Origin of the sequence: Affinundibacterium seohonense, assembly GCF_014284305.1 — a bacterium.
Taxonomy (GTDB): domain Bacteria; phylum Pseudomonadota; class Gammaproteobacteria; order Burkholderiales; family Burkholderiaceae_D; genus Undibacterium; species Undibacterium seohonense.
On record NZ_JACOFW010000009.1, the window covers coordinates 135,690 to 153,601 of the forward strand.

The window sequence follows — 17,912 nt, forward strand, 5'->3', positions numbered from 1 at the left end:
GAAAAGCTTTCTGAAAAGAAGGCTTTTTTTTCGTCTCAACATTTTTCTTTAAACTAAGTATTTGTCTAAAAAATAAGCACTTCTAATGCGGTGCAATATTTTCAAGGGCAAATCAGCACTAAGCCGTACAGACTGGTGTAATCTTATGGATTCACCGCAACTTTGACTCAAACTATTTAGGGAGTTTCACATGCAAGAAGTCGTAATCGTCGCCGCTGGACGCACCGCGGTTGGTAAATTTGGTGGTTCATTGGCAAAAGTAGCAGCTTCCGATTTGGGCGCGCATGTGATCAAGGCTTTGCTGGCGAAAACAGGTTTAAGCGGAGAAGCGATTAGCGAAGTGATCCTCGGACAAGTATTAACTGCTGGCGTTGGACAAAACGCCGCACGTCAAGCGGTGATTCGCGCCGGTTTGCCAAATATGGTTCCTGCTATGACGATCAACAAAGTCTGCGGTAGCGGTTTGAAAGCGACGCACTTAGCCGCACAAGCCATCATGGCCGGCGATGCAGATATCGTGATCGCTGGTGGTCAGGAAAACATGAGTGCCTCACCGCACGTCTTGAACGGTTCACGTGACGGCTTCCGCATGGGTGACGCAAAATTGGTTGATACCATGATCGTCGATGGTTTGTGGGATGCGTATAACAACTACCACATGGGCATCACTGCGGAAAACGTCGCCAAGAAACACGGCATCACCCGCGAAGAACAAGATCAATTCGCTTTGGCTTCACAAAATAAAGCAGAAGCAGCGCAAAAAGCCGGTAAGTTCGTCGATGAAATTATTCCTTACGAAATCGTAACGAAAAAGGGTACAACGGTCTTCGATAGCGATGAATTCATCAAGCACGGCACAACTTTAGAATCCTTATCGTCATTGCGCCCCGCCTTTGATAAAGCAGGCACGGTAACAGCGGGTAACGCCTCTGGTTTGAATGATGGTGCGGCTGCCGTCATTATGATGTCAGCGAAAAAAGCAGCCGAGCTGGGTTTGCCAGTCTTAGCAAAAATTAAGGCATATTCTTCCGCCGGTATTGATCCAACGATCATGGGCTTGGGCCCAGTACCTGCCGCCCAATTGTGCTTGAAAAAAGCCGGCTGGACACATGAAGAAGTCGATTTAATGGAAATCAATGAAGCCTTCGCTGCACAAGCCATCGGCGTGAATCGTGAAATGGGCTGGGACACCAGCAAGATTAACGTGAACGGTGGCGCGATTGCGATTGGTCATCCTATCGGCGCATCAGGTTGCCGTATCTTGGTCAGTTTGATCCACGAAATGATCCGTCGTGATGCGAAGAAAGGCTTGGCGAGCTTGTGTATCGGTGGCGGTATGGGTGTGGCGTTGGCGATTGAGCGTTGATTAGCCCTTCATGCTGAAATGACATACTGATTGCGCAGGAAGTTATTGGTGCGACCAACTATCCAATCACTTTGCGTACATCATGGTAAGAACAAAATGGCCGCTATCAAGGCGGCCATTTTGTTTCCGGTTAAATTGAAGATCTAATTTTTGCCCGTTTTCATGCGCGTCAATATTTTTTCAAAACGTCCCTGCACACTAGGCAGATTTTCATAGCGATCAAAGTCTCTTCCCATGATGTTATCTAGCTGCCCAAGGCGATCCGATAGTTTGGGATGAGTTTGGAATAAGAGTTGCATGCCTTCGTCGTTACTGCTGATTCTTTGCAAGCTATGTAGCACCGCAGGTAGTCCGTAAGGGTCATAGCCAGCGCGTGCGGCCAATACGACACCCATGCGATCGGATTCAAATTCATCTTCCTTGTCCAATCCGCGTGCGTACAGAGCGGTGCCTACCGATAAGACTTTCAGTACATTCGGATTGCCATTTTTGGCAGTAATCGCGACATCTAATCCATCTCGAAGCGCACTCATGGCACTGGCTTTTTGCATGGCATTTAAGTGATGCTTACGTAGTACATGGGCGATTTCATGAGCGAGTACGCCCGCTAGTTCAGCCTCGCTGGTCATTCTTAATAGCATGCCTTTAGTCAGTACCACATAACCACCTGGCGCGGCAAAAGCGTTGACGTTGTCGCTATCAAGTACCGCAAAAGTCCAAGGCAAATCGGGGCGTTCGCTATGCATGCTAATCCAGCGTCCTATGCTGTTGACGTAACGCTGAACTTCGCGATCGGTGTGTAGCGGCGCCAAACCGAGCAAATTGCTGGCGATGCCTTCGCCTAGTTCGATTTCCTCCGCTTCGGTTAAGGGCACGATGGCGTTCTTGGCGCTGGTGGCTGCTTGCAGGCTTTTGCCAATATCAAAATTATTGATTTTTAGACCGCTGACATTGCCACAGCTAGTCAACATCAAGGTGCTGGCGAGTGCACAAGCGCCTAATGCAAATTTGCGAAATTTCATGATTTATCTCCTGGTGCTTTGAGATAAGTTTGGTTTTGTTCTTGCAGTTTTTCTTGTTTGGCGAAATTGCTGGCATCTGTCTTTGGTGCGCTAAATTGCTTCATCTTGGCCAGTGCATCTAGGTTTGGTGTGGGGTTTTCAAACTTCGATTTATCGAAGCCCATAGCACCCGTCGTCACCGTACTAGCCGTACCACCGGAGCGTGCAGCCTCGAACAAACCTTTCGTCGCGTTTGCCAGTCCGCCCGAAGATGGCGTACCGCTGTCAAAGCGCAAACTCAGCATCTTGACCCAACCCAAACTGCCCTGTGCTTTGACTTCCATCCAACTAGCTTTGCGCGAGAGCACGTCGATTTTGAGATTTTCTGGTAAGACCTTGATGGTAGCGGCATCGCTAAACGCTTGCGCCTTTAAATCGGTTGGACGCACCACACTGGCTTGTGTGCCTTGTGCTTGGCATACCTGAACACTCAAGCACAGCGGCAGAGCCACTAGCAAGAGTTGGCGTTTGATCGGGTGATTCATGGATGTTCTCCCTGATGAGATGAAACGGGGGCAAAAAGCTCAACTTCTTGTTCTCGACCCTTTACCTTATAGGAACCTAAAGCTTGGAAGTCAAGTTTGTCGCCGCACAACAACATGGTTTCACGTGATACCAAGATGCGCGAAACGCCTTTGGTTAAACCTTCGATACGACTAGCAAGATTGACGGTGTCCCCGATGACGGTAAATTCTTTTCGTTTTTCTGAGCCAATAAAGCCAACGACAGCCGGGCCAGAATGGATGCCGATACCGACATCGAAATCCGCCTCTAAGTCGCCTAGCTCGCGTTTGAAATCTTGTAAGACTTCCGCCATTTCCATCGCCGCGCGCACCGCATCGAGCGCATGATCTGGATTATCTAAAGGCGCGCCCCAAAACGCCATGATGCAATCGCCAATGAATTTATCGACGGCACCGTTATGCTTAAAAATGACTGCTACCTGAAGTGTGAAATAGCGATTGAGTAAATCGACGATTTCTTGTGGCGTGCGGTTTTCGCAAAGCGTGGTGAAGCCACGAATGTCAGAAAACAAAACGGTAATTTCACGACTTTGACCTTGTTGTCCCCAATCTTCGTTGTTGCCCAATTCTTTGACCACATGCGGATTCACGAAGCGACTAAATTGCTTTTCGGTTCGTTGGCGCTTAGTTAGTTCTATCCAGTATTCGTGTAAGGCTAAGGAGAAGTAATATAGCCACGCCAAGAGCAGCGGCGTGACGATGTGAACCAAGTAAAAGGATGACAGTGCGGCATAGCTAAGAAATAAGCTACCAGTAGTGATCGCCAATAAGACGATGCCAGGGTATAGGGCATTGACGCGCCGTAAAAAAGAAACAGACACGATGAGCATAATGCTGACGCAAGCCATCCAGTTAATCCAACTGGGAAGTAATTGCATACGATGTTGATTCTTTAAATTGTCGATAGCAGTCGCCAGAATATCCAATCCCGAATATAAACTGTCGATCGGCGTCACGCGTCTATCGTGGAGCGCGGAGGCGGCAGTGCCGATGACAACAATTTTTCCTTGTAGTTCGTTGGGTTTGCGCTGCGACTTTTCACGTTCGAAATCTTGATACAGGTCGACATAAGAAATACGTTGAAAAGGAATCTCACCGCCGCGCCATGACAATAGGAGATCTTTCTCTTGCGGCACACGATAGCCCAAGGCGCTAGCGACTTTCGTAGGTAATGATGGCACTAACCAGCCATACACGTCGGTGTATAAATCATAGCGACGACCGACTTTATCTTTGTCTTCTGAAAAATTGATGGTACCAAGTTGCCACAAATCGGCATCAATTGCTTGTGGTGGTTGAAAAGCGACCCGCGCGCCAGCTTGCGCCTGTGGTGTCGCTTGCAAACCTAAGCTAGTGCTGATATCGCTCATCAAATCGCCATGGATATCGTCTTCAGGCGGCCTGCGTATCATGGGGAAGAAGATCTTGTGACCTTGCTGTTTTAGTTCGCGCAAACTCGCATTAAAGCGTGCGTCACTTTCAGGTCGGTACACATCTTTTTGTTCAAAAGTGATGTCAAAAACCATGGCCAAGGGTTTTTGTTTAGCGATACCCTCAATCAGCTCTGCATGCACAGAACGTGGCCAGGGCCAATTGCCGACATCATCGCTCATGCGTGCTAAGCTGGAATCGTCGATATTCACAATGACGATGTCTGGATCGGCTTGTAGCGTTTTGGCTTGTTGCCGAACCAGAAAATCCGACAACAAATAATCAAAGGATTGCAGTGATTGTAGGGACGTGATCTCGATACTGGCGATCAGGAGAAATAAGAGGCTGCACAGATGGATGAAACGGCCTGGATTTTTCATGATCGCAATGTGCTGATGTCAAAGGCTTAGACCGTGTAACCGGGAATTTTGCTCTCATCGACGGCATCAATCTGCGCACTATCCATAAATTTCTCAGCGTATTGCAGATACACCTTTTCTTTGACAAACACTTGGAATAGGTCGGGATCGATATGCCCGTTTAAGGCAAATTTGCCGAGAATATCTAGGGACTCCGTTAAGGTCTTGCCGGTCTTGTAAGGACGATCTTTGGCAGACAAGGCTTCAAAAATATCGGCAATCGCCATGATGCGTGCCTGCACTGACATTTGATCGCCACGTAAGCCGCGTGGATAGCCTTTGCCGTCCATGCGCTCGTGATGACCGCCCGCATATTCAGGCACATTTTTCAAATGCTTAGGCCACGGTAAGGCTTCTAACATGCGTATCGTTACGGCGATATGATTGTTAATGATCTTGCGTTCATCCGCAGTAAGAGTGCCGCCTTTGATGGTCAGATTGTCGGTCTCTTCCGCGTTCAATAAATGATGCTGCATGCCATGACTATCGACCCAAGTTCTTTGGGCGATCTGTCGTACGCGGTCTTGATCGGCATCGCTCATGCGTTCGCCGCCGATGTTGGCATGTTTCAAAAAGGCGCGATCGCTATCAATCTGACGTAATTCCTCTTGCATGCTTTGTTGTGCGGCTTGCCGGTCAGTGTCATTGGCAGGCATGTTCTTGAGGTGGCGAATTTCAATATCGCGTCGTAAAATTTCAAAACGCGCATCGACCAAATGGATGCGATCAAAAATCGTTTCTAGCTTGGTTGATTTTTCGATCACATGTACGGGCGTGGTGATCTTGCCGCAGTCGTGTAACAAGCCCGCCATCCATAATTCACGACGGTCTCGCTCGCTCATCCGAAAATCTTTGAACGCCGCCGCATCGCTGCGATGCACGGCTTCGGCTAGCATCATGGTCAGCTCTGGTACGTGCTGGCAATGACGTCCGGTATTCGGTGATTTTTCGTCGATGCCGATGTTGATCAAGTTGACCAAAGACTCAAACAGATTTTCCAACTGGAAAATTAATTCTTGATTGCTCAGGGCGATCGCCGCTTGTGAAGCTAAGGCTTCGATAAAGCCTTGATCCGTTTCGCTGAAAGACGTGATGGCATGCGTCTCTGGATCGATGGCATTAATCAGTTGTAAAACACCGATCAACTCAGCCTCGTGGTTGAGCATGGGCACCGTCAATAAGGATTGGCAACGATAATTATTTTGCTCATCGAAGTGGCGCATTTCCGAGAAATTGAACAAATCGGCCTCATACACATTGCGGATGCGCACCGATTGTTTGATGTTGGCGGCATAGGCTACGACGGCAGCCAGATTTTGATGTCCGTAGTCGTCAAACAAGGCAATCGAGCGCATGTCCTTGGCGCGCGGCTGTGAGCCACCCACGTGCAGCTTGAGGGTGTCATTGATCGCCATGTCAAATTCGAGATGTGTTTTCTCTTTGTTCGGGCGATACAAAGTCCCACCGTCGGCTTTGGTCAACTGTTTGGCGGTCGTTAAGATCCGTTCCAGTAAAGCATCGGTATCTTCTAAGCCATTCAAGGCCACACTGAGCTCGGTCAGATGTTGCAGACGCTGGGCGATTTGTTCGTGGTTCAGTTCAGACATGGTTTAGCCATTTACAGAGAAGTCCTGAGAATTTGCGTTAGTCTACTTGTTCTGTCGTACGAAAGCATGCAATTGCGTCGTTTTGTGTCTTTAGATTTAAGCAAAACAACAGACACTTTGGTAATTCCTCGACCATGATCGCTGCTAATTCGCTTAATTTTTTATCTTGCCAGATTCCTTATGTTCATGAATCTGTCGGGGATACGCAGAGATCCCACCCACATTTGTCTTTATAATGCGAAAGTGCGAGCATTAATCTGCTAGCTTTTTTTATAGCCGAACTCATAAGGACGAAGTAATGTCGTCAAGGTTTACCCTCCCCCGCATAGTCGTTTCCACCTGCCTGGTTGCGCTGTGCTCCGTGATGAGCGCCTCTGCCAGTGATACGCGTTATCAAATTCCAGCGCCTGAATTGCAAGCCTTAGTCGATGCACCACGTGGACCTGAATTTCGATTGGGACCGAAAAACAAGACTGGCTTGTTGGTCAGTATTCCGAATTTGCCGACCATTGCTGAAGTCGCTCAACCCGAGTTAAAACTGGCAGGCTTACGGGTACATCCAAAACTGCGGGCGGCGATGCGCACTAATTTTAGTGATGGATTAAGCTTGCTCGACATTCCTACCGGCAAAACACGGGCAGTGAGCGGCTTGCCAGCCAAAGTCAAGATTGCCGATATGGTTTGGTCGGCAGATGAAAAGTGGTTGGCATTTAGCGTCTGGGGACGTAACGGCGTGGAGTTGTGGTTATTGGATGTGAAACAAGCCACTGCCCATAGACTGATTTCGGAAAGACTGAATGCCGTGATGGGAGCAGGATTTTCCTGGCTTAATGGTAGCGATCAATTGTTAGTGCGTTTGCTCCCGCGTTCACAAAAAGCTGCGCCGCGTGAGACAACGGTGCCATCCGGACCAAATAGCCAAGAAACGCGTGGTGGTAAATTGGCGCAAACCCGCACGTATCCCGACCTCTTAAAGAATCCGCACGATGCCGATATGCTGGACTGGCAATTACAAACGCAATTGGCAGTGGTCAATATTGACGGCAGTGTACGACGCTTCGGTGCGGTGACACCGTTATTGCGAGTATTGGCATCACCGGATGCGAAGTGGGTACTGACAACGCAATTGAAGCGGCCCTACTCTTATCAATTACCACTGGAGCGTTTTGGCCATGTGTTTGAGGTATGGGGCATCGATGGTAAGAAACTCAAAACCATCGCCGACGTGCCTATGCGCGAACGCTTACCTAGTGCTAGTGATGCGGTGCAAGCAGGCCCACGCAATTTCGCTTGGCGCAATGATCAGGCCGCCACTTTGTATTGGGTCGAAGCACAAGGTGGTGGTGATCCCGATGCCAATACCCGAATTTCGGATGTACTGTGGCAACACGGTGTTCCTTTTGGCGGCAGCCCGCAGAAATTGATGGATCTCCCTTGGCGCTTTAATCATGTCCTGTGGGCGAATGACCATATTGCTTTAGTCACTGAGACGTCGAGCAAAACACGCGAAACTCGCACCTGGCGTATTCAGCCCGGCGCACCCTATGCCAAACCAGAGCTCTTGTTTAGTCGCAAAACCGAAGACCAATACAGTAATCCTGGTACACCAGTGATGGAATTGAATCAATTTGGTCGCTCAGTGATACGCCTGACCTCGGATGAGCAATCGATGTTCTTAACTGGCGTGGGCGCAAGTCCTGAAGGCGACCGGCCGTTCTTAGATCGTTACTATGTGCCTGCCGAAAAAACCATACGGTTGTGGCGTTCTAAAGCACCTTACTATGAAGAAGTTTTAGGCGTGCTCGATGATCAGGGGCATCAGATTATTACTAGCCGCGAGGCGGCTGATGAGCGTCCCAATTTATTTCTACGCAATCTGGCTGGTAGTTCAGCACCCAGAGCGCTGACCAATTATCCTCACCCAAGTCCAAAGTTTCGCGGCATACAAAGGCGGCAGTTGCATTATGAGCGCGAAGATGGCGTGAGTTTGACCGCGACACTCTATTTGCCGCCCGGTTACGATGAAAAGCGTGATGGCCCGCGACCGATGTTGATGTGGGCTTATCCGCGCGAGTTTAGATCTGCTGAAAGTGCTGGTCAGGTGGCTGGCTCTCCCTACAAGTTTAATCGTATCAATGTCCAAGGCCCGCAAGTTATGCTGGCACGTGGCTATACGGTCTTAGACGGATTTTCTATGCCCATCATCGGAGAGGGACGTAAAGAACCTAACGATACTTTCATTCATCAAATTAAAATGAATGCCGAAGCGGCGGTCGATGAAGTGGTGAAATTAGGCGTGGCTGATCGTCATCGTATCGCCATCGGCGGTCATAGTTATGGTGCTTTTATGGCGGCGAATTTACTCGCCCACACCAGTTTGTTTAAAGCCGGGATCGCCCGTTCTGGTGCGTACAACCGTAGTCTGACACCCTTTGGTTTTCAATCCGAGGATAGAAACTACTGGCGCGCTTTTGATACCTATCAAGACATGTCGCCGTTCAACTATGCTGATGATATTGATGTGCCTTTATTGTTGATTCATGGCGAAGACGATAACAATCCCGGCACCTTCCCCATGCAAAGTGAGCGCATGTATCAGGCACTACAAGGCTTGGGAACGCCGGCGCGTTTGGTTATGCTGCCTTACGAAAGCCATATTTATCGCGCCCGTGAGTCTTTACTGCACATGTTGTGGGAGCAAGATCAATGGCTGAATCGTTTTGTCAAAAATGCGAAACCAACGACAAAGTGATTACTTGGCAATTGAGTGTGGCGTGAAACCCGTGTATCGCCATCTTTTCTTGAACCACAGCAATGCTTTTGAATTATGATGTATAGCGTTAACTCTATTGATCACACCCATGCTCAGAGCCTATATTCTTGATAACCAAGCCGTCGCCCGTAATCTATTGGGCACGGTGCTGACCAATGGTGGGCATGAAGTGGTCGGTGATGGCAATCACAGTTCTACAAATCTTGCAAAAATGGTTAAGTTGCAGCCACAAATTATCTGTGTGGATATTGGTGAAGCCGACAAAGATGGTTTGGCATTGCTCGATAATTTACGCACGCAATTGCCAAAAGCGTTGATATTTTTAGTCTCGGCAAAGATGGACGCTGGGACCATACAAGCAGCACAAACACGCGGCGTAGTCGGGTTTATCGTTAAACCATTCAATGCCGTCGCGGTCTTGATGGCAATCCGTAACACCATTTTACGAATCGCCACACAAAGCCGACAAAAGCCCAAAGAAGCGCCTGCCAGCGACAACACCCAGTCGGATCAGCCAGATCCATCCTAATTGATCCTCTGGTTTTTTGTTTTCATCGGCGCTGAGCCAATTTCATCGCAAACTTACCTTTTGTAACTCATCTGGCATACAGTCATCCTTAATTCGCCAGGAGCCTCTTATGAATACCACCAGCCCAAGTTCTCAATCCCTGATGTCCGAACAAGCCTTGCCATCGGAAGTCTCGATCCAAAGTGATACCTGGCTTAATCGCTATCGTAATTTTCCTGTGTTCTCGCGGACCTGGTTTCGCCATCGTGCAATTGCGTTTGGCGGCACGCTATTTGTTTTGTTCATATTAATGTTTGGTATCGTCTTATTGACAACCGAACGTATCAATCTTTTCTTCATTTGGACGCTCCCTTTCTTTATCGCTGGCGTTGGCCTGTTCCTAATTGGGCAAGCGATGGCAGTGTGGGTACGTCAGCAAAATTTTTCAGAACGCAAAGAAGCGATCGGGATTTTTCTGGCGCTGATCTTAGGTATGGTGTTGAGTTTTGCGATTGGCTACGGCAGCCATCTTGGCTTTAACTATTTGCTCAAAACACCGGGGAAAAGCACCGAAATTAGTGTGCAAGCCCAGGTCAAACCGGTGCCAAGTTCCGCATCGCAGCCAACGGCAACACCAAGCGAGACGGCACAGCCAGCGGAAAAAAAAGTCGACGCTAAGGAAAAAACTGAAAAGCAAAAAGAGTTGGAACGTGGTCCATTGGTCAATGTCATGATCACGATATTAAAATGGACTCCGATCGTCATCGCCTGTTTCTATTGGGGCAGCTTCTTTGATCTGCTAGTTTTTTTCCGTCAACGTAAACGCTTGGCAGAGGCTATGCGTCAACAAGAATTAAGACGTGCGCAAGATGCCCGCCGTGAAGCCGAGCTCCGTTTGTCCGTGTTGGTTGCCCAAGTCGAACCGCATTTTTTGTTCAACACTTTAGCGGGTGTTCGCTCTGCCATTTTGACCGAACCCTTGCGTGCTACGGCGATTGTTGATCACCTGGTGGATTACCTGCGCTCAACTATTCCGCAAATGCGGGGTGATGGCAGCTCAGAACAAGGTCGATTGGCAAAACAACTGGAAGCTGCGCGCGCCTATTTGGGCTTGATGCAAGCGCGGATTCCTCGATTGAGTTTTAGTGTTGAGTCAGAATTAAAAGACGCGGCGTTTCCCCCGCTGTTGTTGATTTCTTTGGTCGAAAATGCGATTAAACACGGCATCGAACCCAAAATTGGCCCGGCTCACGTTGCCGTGAATGCCCGCTACTTTGATCAAGGCGATGAAGAAATGTTGGAAGTTAGTGTTACCGATAATGGTGTTGGTTTTGGTGGCACCACTTCCGGTTCCGGCATCGGTTTGGCAAACATCCGCGAGCGTTTAGAATCGATGTTTGGTAGCCGCGCCAGCTTGACGCTAAAAGCAGGGCCAGATGGTGGCGTGGTTGCTAGTATTATCGTGCCTTTGATTTCTTAAATTTCTGTAGCAAGACATGACCGCAACGCAAAAAAATACAATGAGTAATTGAGGAAAACATGACTACTGCCATTATTGCTGACGACGAAGATTTACCCCGCAAAGACTTACGCCGCATGTTAAACGAATTGTGGCCAGAGCTTGAGATTGTTGCCGAATGCGAGCACGGCACCGAAGCGTTAGAAGCCATTCAAAACTATACGCCGGATATCGCGTTTTTAGATATTCGCATGCCAGGTATGACAGGATTGGACGTAGCGAATGCCACTAAAGGACGCTGCCATGCGGTCTTTACGACGGCTTACGACAATCATGCGCTGGAAGCTTTTTCTGCCGGTGCGATCGATTACCTGCTCAAACCAATTTCACGTGAACGCTTAGTCGATGCGATTGCCCGTCTCAAAGCCAGATTGGAAACCAAAGCCGCGCCGTCTGATTTGAGTCAATTGATGCAAGAGCTAGACAAGCGCCTGCGCCCGCAAAATGTAGAACGCATACGCTGGATCAGTGCCAGCGTGGGCGATACTATCAAGATGTTCCCTATCGATAAAATTTTGTTCTTCACCTCAGACGAAAAATACACCCGCGTCGTCTGTACCGATGATGAAGCCCATGTGCGCAAACCGCTCAAAGAAATCATCGACGGCCTCGATCCAGAAATATTCTGGCAAATCCATCGCAGCGTGGTGGTACGCGCTGACGCGATCGCTAAAGCGCACCGCGATGAGTTGGGCAAAGTGACGGTACAACTGCGTGGTTGCAAGGACTTGTTGAAGGTCAGTCAGGCGTATGCTTGGCGCTTTAAGCCTATGTAGTTTAATCGCAGCAAGGGGGGCGGATATCCAAGCATTTCACTCTGGATTAAATTTGTAAGCTAGCGCTTCGATCAAAAACCACCACAATAATGGTGGCTTGCGAAATTGCCTATGTGCTTATGTGCCTACGTGTACTGAAAATGTCACCGCAGAATTTCCATTAAGTTCAAATCGTTTGCCCTTGGCTGTGGTAGTCTTTCGTGCATAAAATCCACTACCCTGCCGAAGGTGCTCCATGAACGCGATCTCATCAAGCCACAGCCATCCAGCTGCATCCGTTTCTTTTTCATCGTCTAGAAAGCTCGCCGTGCTTGGCTTTTTATTCGCCAGTGCATTCACCACCGCTCTCGCGCACAGCGCACCCGCCACCAATCCCAAAGACCTCGCCCGCTGGCAAGCCAGCGCACAGCAAGTCACGATTTCTCGCGATCAATGGGGCATTCCTCACGTCGCTGGTAAGAGTGATGCCGATGCGGTATTTGGTCTCTTGTATGCGCAAGCGGAAGACGATTTCAAACGCATCGAACTCAACTACATCAACGCGCTAGGACGTCTGGCTGAAGTCGAGGGAGAGGTCGAATTTTGGCGTGATTTGCGCATGAAATTATTCATACAGCCAGCCCAATTAAAAGCGCAATATGCGAAGAGCCCTGCGTGGCTAAAACAATTGATGAACGCCTTTGCTGATGGTCTGAATTATTACCTACACACCCATCCCGAAGTCAAACCACGCTTGATCACGCATTTCGAACCATGGATGGCTTTGGCCTTTAGTGAAGGCAGTATCGGTGGTGACATCGAAAGCGTCAATCTCAACGATTTGAACGCTCTGTATGGCGATAAACCCGAATATCTGAGTCAAGCACAGTCGCCAATTTTGCCAGAGCCACGTGGTTCCAATGGCTTTGCGATTGCGCCTAAACTTAGCGCCAATGGTCAGGCGATGTTACTGATTAATCCTCACACGTCTTTCTATTTCCGTCCCGAAGTTCATGTGCGCAGTGAACAAGGTTTGAATGCCTATGGTGCCGTGACTTGGGGACAGTTTTTTGTGTATCAGGGCTTCAATCAATACAACGGCTGGATGCATACCTCCAACGCTGCTGATGTGATCGATGAATTTGCGCTCAATATTACCAAAAAAGGCGACAAGGTTTTCTACACCTACGAAGGCAAATTACGTCCCCTAAAAATGGTCGAACAAACGATTCCGTATAGCTCACCGATGGGCATGGTCTCGCGTAAAGTGAAAACCTATTTTAGTCATCATGGCCCCGTGGTACGCGAAGCCAACGGCAAATGGATCGCAGTGCAATTGATGAATGAACCGATGAAAGCCTTGATGCAATCGTATCTGCGCACCAAAACGCGTGATTACGCGGGCTTCGCCAAAGTGATGGACCTGCGCGCCAATTCCTCGAATAACACCGTGTATGCCGACAAGGATGGCAACATCGCCTATTTTCACGGCGACTTTGTGCCGCGCCGCAATCCTCAACTCGATTGGACCCAGCCTGTCGATGGCAGCAAGCGCAGCGCGGATTGGCAAGGACTGCACGAGGTCAAAGACATTATTCACCTGTTCAATCCAAAAAATGGTTGGATACAAAACACCAATAATTGGCCTTTCTCTGCGGCCGGTGTAGGTGCCGATGGCAGCAGCCCACGTCAACAAGATTACCCACGCTATATGTGGACCAATGGTGAAAACGCCCGTGGTCAGCATGCCGTCAAAGTCTTAAAAAACGCCAAGCAACTTAATTTAGAAAGTCTTATCAAGTTAGCTTATGACAGCGAATTGACGGCGTTTGAAACCCTCTTACCCGCCCTATTTAAAGCCTACGACGTCAAACCAGAATTCGCCTTGACCGAGCAAATCAAGAGTCTGCGAGCCTGGGATTTACGCGCCACGATCAATTCGACGGCGACTTCATTAGCCATCTATTGGGCACAGGACTTAGTCGCTCAACATAGCAACGAAGCGCGCCAAAAAAATATTCCGGTAGTTGACTATTTGCCGAACCTACCAGCCCCCGCATTACTAGCGGCCTTACAACGCGCCAGCAATCGCTTGCAAAACGACTTTGGTAATTGGCAAACCGCCTGGGGTGACATCAACCGCTTTCAACGCTTAAGCGGCGATATTCAAGCTACCTACGACGACAACAAACCAAGCTGGCCAGTCGCCTTCGCCTCTGGCAATTGGGGCTCATTAGCCGCCTTCGGGATGACCGCAACACAAACCACTAAACGCATCTACGGCGACCGCGGCAACAGCTTCGTCGCCGCAGTCTCCTTCGGCCCGCGCATACAAGCCAAAAGCATACTGGCTGGTGGTAATAGCGGCGATCCCAAGTCCCCGCATTTTAATGATCAAGGCGAGATGTATAGCAAAGGCGAGTTCAAAGACGTGCTGTTTTATCCGGAAGATATAGATAAACATACTAAGCGTAAATATCATCCGGGGCAGTAGTTGATTGAGTGTGTGGCTCCGATTAGAGCATGCTAATCGGAATGAATTTATCAAGGAAAGATGATTTGCAAATAGAAATGTTGAGTCTATTTTTTATAAATCTAAAACATGTTTTGAAAGCACTAAGCAGCTCCATTACAATATCAAAAATAACATAAGTGATGAGCCCAAGCCACTTATTTTGACCATACACTATCACCCTATTTATCATGTCACGAAACATAAAATCTGCACTCGCGAGCCTGTTATTTACTTGCACGTTTGGCGTATCTGCGCAGCAGCATCAAGTCCCTAAGATTTCTACTCGTGATGAGTATCGTGCGTGTTTAATCGAATCCGATAAACTTGCTTCTCAGCTAGTTGAGTTAAAAGAACTTAAGGGCATACATAATCAAAAATTGAAGCAATTACAGGACGAGATGAACGCGCTCGTCGCAACTCAGCCGAAACTCGATATCTATGATGAGGATGCAGTAACACGCTTTAATGAACAAATGGAAGACCTCAATAAGAGGGGCGCGGAACTTAACGAAAACAGTAAGAAATTCAATCAAGATCAAGAAGATTACAACGCCTTAGTTGCATCGACCAATAAGCGCTGCGCTGCAATGGTCGTCTCCTTGCAGGATATGAAAATTGTTGCTAAAGAACGTGCTAATAAGAAATGAGGAGCCTGTGTGACTTTGGTTGGGAGGAAACCAAACACACCCATCTTAAAAAATAACAAACTTGATTAAAGAACTTTTTAATTAGTTATTTGCAAAATAAACTATTCCCACCTCAACTTTAAACCTCAAAAACGGAGGGGAGATTATGTCGATGGTTTGTAGCAATATGTTCCCCTAGACGCGACACCGTATTATCACCGCCTTGGCCGCTGTGTGCGACGTGCGTTCTTGTGGGGCAAAGACGATTTTTCTGGACGAGATTTTTCCCATCGCGAAGCTTGGGTCGTTGAGCATTTGCGTGAATCGTCGTAAGTCTTTTTGATCTCGATTTGCGCCTACGCGATTATGTCAAATCACTACCATCTGCTGCTACACGGCTATCGTGAACCTACTGCTCCCATGTCAGGCAAGGAAGTTGTAGGACTTTTACATGGACATCTTTTGTCATTTTCATTTAGCCACCTCATGTCAGCTTCGGTTTACGCACAATGGCGCGGAGCATTGTGCGACAGCCGACAGAGAAATTTTTCCTCATGTACTATTGTCGGTATCGATCAAAAGAGTTGAGGTAGGAAAAATGAAAGCACTATTCGCAGGTCTTGTTTTATTTTTGGGAAGCATCATGAATGCATCAGCGATTGAAGAGCCGAGTTATGAAGTGGTAAAACGCTATCCGCAATTTGAAATCCGAAAATACCAAGCCTATTTAGTCGCCGAAGTGACAGTGCCCGGGCCCGCGGATAAGGCTGGAAATCTGGCTTTTGAATATTTGGGTGGCTATATTTTTGGAAAAAATAAAGGCAGCAAAAAAATTGAGATGACTGCACCTGTGGCGCAAACACCGACGCCTACCAAAATAGAAATGACGGCACCAGTGTCGCAGACAGCAACCGAAGCGGGATATCTTGTGCAATTTGCGATGCCTAGAGAATATACGATGGAGACCTTGCCGGAGCCGACGAACGCTAAAGTCAAGTTGCGTGAGATGCCCGCGCAAACTTATCTAGTGATAACGTATTCAGGTGGTTGGTCGCAATCATTGTATGAAGAAAAGCTCGCTTTATTAAAGAAACTGGCGAGTGAGAATAATCTAAAAATCGAGGGCGAAGCGATTTTCTCCAGATATAACGCGCCATTCTCTTTGCCGTTTTTACGTCGAAATGAGATTTGGATACGGCATGTCATGTAAGCCCACCACGCTCGTGCCAGCGAGAGCGCACAACAGAGTGCACAAAATACCCAACTAAAAGGCCAATAAAATAAATGATGCTGGTTTTGCACCAAGCGTTGTTGGCGTAGCTCGTGTTGTCATGCCGAATCTGTTGAGTCACAATAATCGCAAGTCGAGACTTGGGATACGCTTGTTGTTGCTTTTTAAAATGGATGTCTTTGTTTTTGTTTTTTTTCATTTGCGCTATCACAAAAAAACGCGCTTTGTGGCAGTTGGCTATGTTGGATCAGGCTATGATCTTGATACCCAGAACTCGCTGTGAAAGGAAAATCATGCAAACCCAAGACAATGGTGATTGGCTGTCAGCCCAGCAGGCCGTACGTCCCGATGGGACGGAGGTAAGTAATCTGCCTTTGATCAATAAAAAACTACCACCGCTAGTGCGGCCGCAAGGCGTGACCATACCAGATGTGAGTGAGGCACCGTCAACGTTGCCGAGTCACGACTAAATGTCTACATAGGTATTTCTTTAGGTCACCTCAACTAACTGCGCCAAGCCAAGCGGTGAGGTATGCAAAACCTTGCGTCTACTTCGCCAGCAAAAACTCCCAACTAAAAAGCCAACAAATTGAATGATTCTTGTTTTGCATAAAGCTTTGTTAGAAAAGATAGCTCTTGAAATTGCAAATTAGTGAAATAAAAATAGCATTAATTCGAGACTTCGTGCTCGCTTTTTGTTGCTTTTTGAAATGGATGTCTTTGTTCTATTCCAATCGGGTAGTCTATAATTCTTGTCCTGCATCGCTAAGCTTGCGATGTATTTTTCTATTGAGACTTGTGCTGGTGCGTGTTAGTTTTCGTGTTTTGTTTTGAAACTAGCTAAGCGCGAGTATGAGTAATTTCCGATCGATTCAAGTTCGTGACTGTGCAGGCATTCTTTGCGCGCTTTACCGCCAGTACGATGGTGCCGCGCACGCCTCCTTTGAGGGTGATCTTTCTGAATGGGATCTTGCGCAGCTGACCGCTTGTACTTCTGAAGAAACAAATTCATTACTACGTCAAACTTTAGATCCCGTAATGGACTTCCTTGTGGTTCCTATCAATTCGGAGAATATAAAAGCCCTCAAGCGCATCTTTGCCAGGCCAGACGTTCTTGGTACTAACGGCGCCATTATTCATACCCAAGTTGAAGTCGAAGGTGAGTTGCTTTTCATGGCGTGCGATAACTTTCATGACGATTGCACTGTCATATCGAATTCTGTGACTGAAGCAGTTCTCAAGCAATGGAAAGAACGTGGAATTTTGCGTGACTATAGTGGCGTCCTAATTTAGATCCTATGATAAAGAAAGAGTCGACAAGCAAATAACAATCCTTAAAATAAAAGCTCGACCAATTAAATCAAGGAGAACGACATGCTTGCGACTCTTAGGAATGATTTTACTGCAGAAAAAGTGGTTCTGGCAGTGGCGTTAGAACTTTCTAACGGCAGTTGGAAAATGGGTCTAAGTGACGGCAGAAGAGCCAGACCTACAGTTATCACTGTGTCAGATGAGCAACCGCATGCGCGACTAATGGCAGCGGTAAAAGTGATACAGGAAATACTGATGAAATGGCT

The 17,912-nt window shown here is 47.8% G+C and carries 15 protein-coding genes and 1 pseudogene; 11 read left to right on the top strand and 5 right to left on the bottom strand.

Annotated elements, in window-relative coordinates; genetic code table 11:
* Nucleotides 1-190 precede the first annotated feature (190 nt).
* Nucleotides 191-1,366: an acetyl-CoA C-acetyltransferase gene (locus H8K52_RS10315; RefSeq protein ID WP_186922818.1), complete on the top strand. Its 1,176-nt coding sequence runs from the start codon at nucleotides 191-193 to the stop codon at nucleotides 1,364-1,366.
* 143 nt (nucleotides 1,367-1,509) lie between these two features.
* Here H8K52_RS10315 and H8K52_RS10320 read toward each other — a convergent pair whose 3' ends face one another.
* Genes H8K52_RS10320 through H8K52_RS10335 form a run of 4 tightly spaced genes read right to left on the bottom strand, consistent with a single transcriptional unit; the run spans nucleotide 1,510 to nucleotide 6,408 of the window.
* Complete coding sequence (locus H8K52_RS10320) at nucleotides 1,510-2,388, bottom strand: M48 family metalloprotease (RefSeq protein WP_222613751.1); 879 nt, start codon at nucleotides 2,386-2,388, stop codon at nucleotides 1,510-1,512.
* Entirely contained in the window at nucleotides 2,385-2,912 is a 528-nt protein-coding gene (locus H8K52_RS10325) for a hypothetical protein (RefSeq protein WP_186922819.1), read from the bottom strand. Before H8K52_RS10325 ends, H8K52_RS10320 begins: the two co-directional genes overlap by 4 nt.
* Nucleotides 2,909-4,762, bottom strand: a complete 1,854-nt coding sequence (locus tag H8K52_RS10330; protein WP_186922820.1) for an adenylate/guanylate cyclase domain-containing protein — start codon at nucleotides 4,760-4,762, stop codon at nucleotides 2,909-2,911. The genes H8K52_RS10325 and H8K52_RS10330 overlap by 4 nt, the downstream gene beginning before the upstream one ends.
* A gap of 26 nt (nucleotides 4,763-4,788) precedes the next feature.
* Complete coding sequence (locus H8K52_RS10335) at nucleotides 4,789-6,408, bottom strand: HD family phosphohydrolase (RefSeq protein WP_186922821.1); 1,620 nt, start codon at nucleotides 6,406-6,408, stop codon at nucleotides 4,789-4,791.
* A 298-nt stretch (nucleotides 6,409-6,706) separates the two neighbouring features.
* On the opposite strand from H8K52_RS10335, the gene H8K52_RS10340 reads away from it, so the two are divergent.
* From H8K52_RS10340 to H8K52_RS10370, 7 genes are all read left to right on the top strand, one after another.
* On the top strand, nucleotides 6,707-9,160 hold the full coding sequence (locus tag H8K52_RS10340; RefSeq protein WP_186922822.1) for an alpha/beta hydrolase family protein: 2,454 nt from the start codon (nucleotides 6,707-6,709) through the stop codon (nucleotides 9,158-9,160).
* 109 nt (nucleotides 9,161-9,269) lie between these two features.
* Nucleotides 9,270-9,710 carry a response regulator gene (locus H8K52_RS10345; protein ID WP_186922823.1) on the top strand — a complete coding sequence of 147 codons (441 nt, stop codon included), beginning with the start codon at nucleotides 9,270-9,272 and terminating at the stop codon, nucleotides 9,708-9,710.
* A gap of 109 nt (nucleotides 9,711-9,819) precedes the next feature.
* A complete protein-coding gene (locus H8K52_RS10350; protein ID WP_186922824.1) occupies nucleotides 9,820-11,169 on the top strand; it encodes a sensor histidine kinase in 1,350 nt (449 codons plus the stop codon).
* Nucleotides 11,170-11,228: 59 nt separating this feature from the next.
* Nucleotides 11,229-11,984: a LytR/AlgR family response regulator transcription factor gene (locus H8K52_RS10355; RefSeq protein ID WP_186922825.1), complete on the top strand. Its 756-nt coding sequence runs from the start codon at nucleotides 11,229-11,231 to the stop codon at nucleotides 11,982-11,984.
* 235 nt (nucleotides 11,985-12,219) lie between these two features.
* On the top strand, nucleotides 12,220-14,457 hold the full coding sequence (locus H8K52_RS10360; protein WP_186922826.1) for a penicillin acylase family protein: 2,238 nt from the start codon (nucleotides 12,220-12,222) through the stop codon (nucleotides 14,455-14,457).
* 209 nt (nucleotides 14,458-14,666) lie between these two features.
* The gene (locus H8K52_RS10365) at nucleotides 14,667-15,125 is read left to right on the top strand and encodes a hypothetical protein (protein ID WP_186922827.1); all 459 of its coding nucleotides are present in this window, start codon (nucleotides 14,667-14,669) and stop codon (nucleotides 15,123-15,125) included.
* 622 nt (nucleotides 15,126-15,747) lie between these two features.
* Entirely contained in the window at nucleotides 15,748-16,314 is a 567-nt protein-coding gene (locus H8K52_RS10370) for an SOUL family heme-binding protein (protein WP_186922828.1), read from the top strand.
* Here H8K52_RS10370 and H8K52_RS10375 read toward each other — a convergent pair.
* On the bottom strand, nucleotides 16,307-16,534 hold the full coding sequence (locus H8K52_RS10375; protein WP_186922829.1) for a hypothetical protein: 228 nt from the start codon (nucleotides 16,532-16,534) through the stop codon (nucleotides 16,307-16,309). The genes H8K52_RS10370 and H8K52_RS10375 overlap by 8 nt on opposite strands.
* A gap of 94 nt (nucleotides 16,535-16,628) precedes the next feature.
* Between H8K52_RS10375 and H8K52_RS10380 the strand changes: the two genes are divergently transcribed.
* The 3 genes and pseudogenes from H8K52_RS10380 to H8K52_RS10390 form a co-directional block, all read left to right on the top strand.
* Nucleotides 16,629-16,805, top strand: a complete 177-nt coding sequence (locus tag H8K52_RS10380) for a hypothetical protein (protein WP_186922830.1) — start codon at nucleotides 16,629-16,631, stop codon at nucleotides 16,803-16,805.
* 382 nt (nucleotides 16,806-17,187) lie between these two features.
* On the top strand, nucleotides 17,188-17,628 hold the full coding sequence (locus H8K52_RS10385; RefSeq protein ID WP_186922831.1) for a hypothetical protein: 441 nt from the start codon (nucleotides 17,188-17,190) through the stop codon (nucleotides 17,626-17,628).
* 81 nt (nucleotides 17,629-17,709) lie between these two features.
* A pseudogene (locus H8K52_RS10390) lies at nucleotides 17,710-17,912 on the top strand (IS110 family RNA-guided transposase); the annotation flags it as partial.

Excerpts from the sequence above, each read along its gene's own strand:
- H8K52_RS10315 (WP_186922818.1), top strand. The coding sequence starts at position 191 with ATGCAAGAAGTCGTAATCGTCGCCGCTGGACGCACCGCGGTTGGTAAA.
- H8K52_RS10350 (WP_186922824.1), top strand. The coding sequence starts at position 9,820 with ATGAATACCACCAGCCCAAGTTCTCAATCCCTGATGTCCGAACAAGCC.
- H8K52_RS10320 (WP_222613751.1), bottom strand. The coding sequence starts at position 2,388 with ATGAAATTTCGCAAATTTGCATTAGGCGCTTGTGCACTCGCCAGCACC.
- H8K52_RS10375 (WP_186922829.1), bottom strand. The coding sequence starts at position 16,534 with ATGAAAAAAAACAAAAACAAAGACATCCATTTTAAAAAGCAACAACAA.
- H8K52_RS10385 (WP_186922831.1), top strand. The coding sequence starts at position 17,188 with ATGAGTAATTTCCGATCGATTCAAGTTCGTGACTGTGCAGGCATTCTT.
- H8K52_RS10370 (WP_186922828.1), top strand. The coding sequence starts at position 15,748 with ATGAATGCATCAGCGATTGAAGAGCCGAGTTATGAAGTGGTAAAACGC.
- H8K52_RS10325 (WP_186922819.1), bottom strand. The coding sequence starts at position 2,912 with ATGAATCACCCGATCAAACGCCAACTCTTGCTAGTGGCTCTGCCGCTG.
- H8K52_RS10380 (WP_186922830.1), top strand. The coding sequence starts at position 16,629 with ATGCAAACCCAAGACAATGGTGATTGGCTGTCAGCCCAGCAGGCCGTA.
- H8K52_RS10365 (WP_186922827.1), top strand. The coding sequence starts at position 14,667 with ATGTCACGAAACATAAAATCTGCACTCGCGAGCCTGTTATTTACTTGC.
- H8K52_RS10340 (WP_186922822.1), top strand. The coding sequence starts at position 6,707 with ATGTCGTCAAGGTTTACCCTCCCCCGCATAGTCGTTTCCACCTGCCTG.
- H8K52_RS10335 (WP_186922821.1), bottom strand. The coding sequence starts at position 6,408 with ATGTCTGAACTGAACCACGAACAAATCGCCCAGCGTCTGCAACATCTG.
- H8K52_RS10360 (WP_186922826.1), top strand. The coding sequence starts at position 12,220 with ATGAACGCGATCTCATCAAGCCACAGCCATCCAGCTGCATCCGTTTCT.
- H8K52_RS10355 (WP_186922825.1), top strand. The coding sequence starts at position 11,229 with ATGACTACTGCCATTATTGCTGACGACGAAGATTTACCCCGCAAAGAC.
- H8K52_RS10330 (WP_186922820.1), bottom strand. The coding sequence starts at position 4,762 with ATGAAAAATCCAGGCCGTTTCATCCATCTGTGCAGCCTCTTATTTCTC.
- H8K52_RS10345 (WP_186922823.1), top strand. The coding sequence starts at position 9,270 with ATGCTCAGAGCCTATATTCTTGATAACCAAGCCGTCGCCCGTAATCTA.